The sequence below is a fragment of the Succinivibrio faecicola genome (genome assembly GCF_019448115.1).
Classification (GTDB): Bacteria; Pseudomonadota; Gammaproteobacteria; order Enterobacterales; family Succinivibrionaceae; genus Succinivibrio; species Succinivibrio faecicola.
This window is the reverse complement of record NZ_JAGFNY010000085.1, coordinates 1-1207: the sequence shown is the minus strand read 5'-3', so window position 1 is coordinate 1207 and position 1207 is coordinate 1. Positions and strand designations below refer to the sequence as shown.

General features: G+C 31.3%; 1 protein-coding gene. It reads left to right on the top strand.

The window, feature by feature from the left end:
* Positions 1–67 precede the first annotated feature (67 nt).
* Positions 68–1135 carry an AAA family ATPase gene (locus J5V48_RS09715; RefSeq protein ID WP_219938440.1) on the top strand — a complete coding sequence of 356 codons (1068 nt, stop codon included), beginning with the start codon at positions 68–70 and terminating at the stop codon, positions 1133–1135.
* Positions 1136–1207: the final 72 nt, after the last annotated feature.

Genomic DNA, 1207 nt, shown 5'->3' with positions numbered 1-1207 from the left:
TAATAACTTAGAGATTTAAAATAACTATTTAATTTTAAATAAGATCTTCGGCGTTTTGCTAAAGATCTTGGGTAAGAAAAACAATTGCTACTTTATTGATAAATCATCTTACATCAAGATGGTTTTTGAATACTCATCTTCAGTTATTCTTTTTGCAAGACCAAGAGGTTTTGGTAAAACTCTTTTAATGGATATGTTTGCTTCATTTTTAACTATTGCTGAAGATGGAAATGACAACAAAGAATTTAAGGAAAAAATCTTTTATGGTCTTGAGATTCTAAAAGACAAAGAATTTACAGATAAATACCTAGGACAGTTCCCTGTTATTGTTACTTCTCTTAAAAGTGCTTATGGAGAGAATTTTGAACAAGCCTATGATTCATTAGCACGTATCGTAGTATGGTTATTTTCTGATTTCGACTTTTTATTAAACAGTAAGAATCTGTCAAAAGATGAGATTGAAAACTATAGCAAATATCTAGATAGAGGATTTCTGTGTGATATAAATTCAATAGGATATGTAAAAGATGCTTTGGAATTTCTATCAACATGTCTTTATAAGCACTATAAAAAGAAAGTCATACTGTTAATCGATGATTATGATATGCCTTTAGCTAAGGCATACGAGAATGGATATCATAACGAGATGTTGACATTGATGAGTTCTTTTTTCAATGTTATGGAAAATAATCATCAAGACACTGAAGGTTATGAAAATCCAATCGAAAAGATAATTCTCACTGGCTGGTTAAATGCTGATTTGAGTGTTGCCAACAATATATCAGTAGATACAATATTGTCTGATAACCAAATTTTTGATTCTATGTTAGGTTTTTCAAAGGAAGAGACAGAAAAGATCTTAAAGGATCATGATCTTTATGAGTATTTTCCTTTAGTGAAAAAGAATTATGGCGGCTACATGTTCAATGAACAGGAAATGTTCAGTCCATTTAATATAATAAGCTTTGTACATGATGCATTAATGCACAAATCACAAGGTTATAAAGTCTATGCACCAAACTTTTGGATAAACTCTGCATCAAGCGACGCCTTATTGCCATATGTTGGCTACCTAATACAAAATGATACTGAGAATATGCAAAAGCTGATGGATGGCGAATGTATAGAAACGTAAGGTCCCCATCACCTAGATGATGGCTTTTTCAAAATCTTGCATAATTGCTCCTGTTGAGAAACTTCTGTAAGG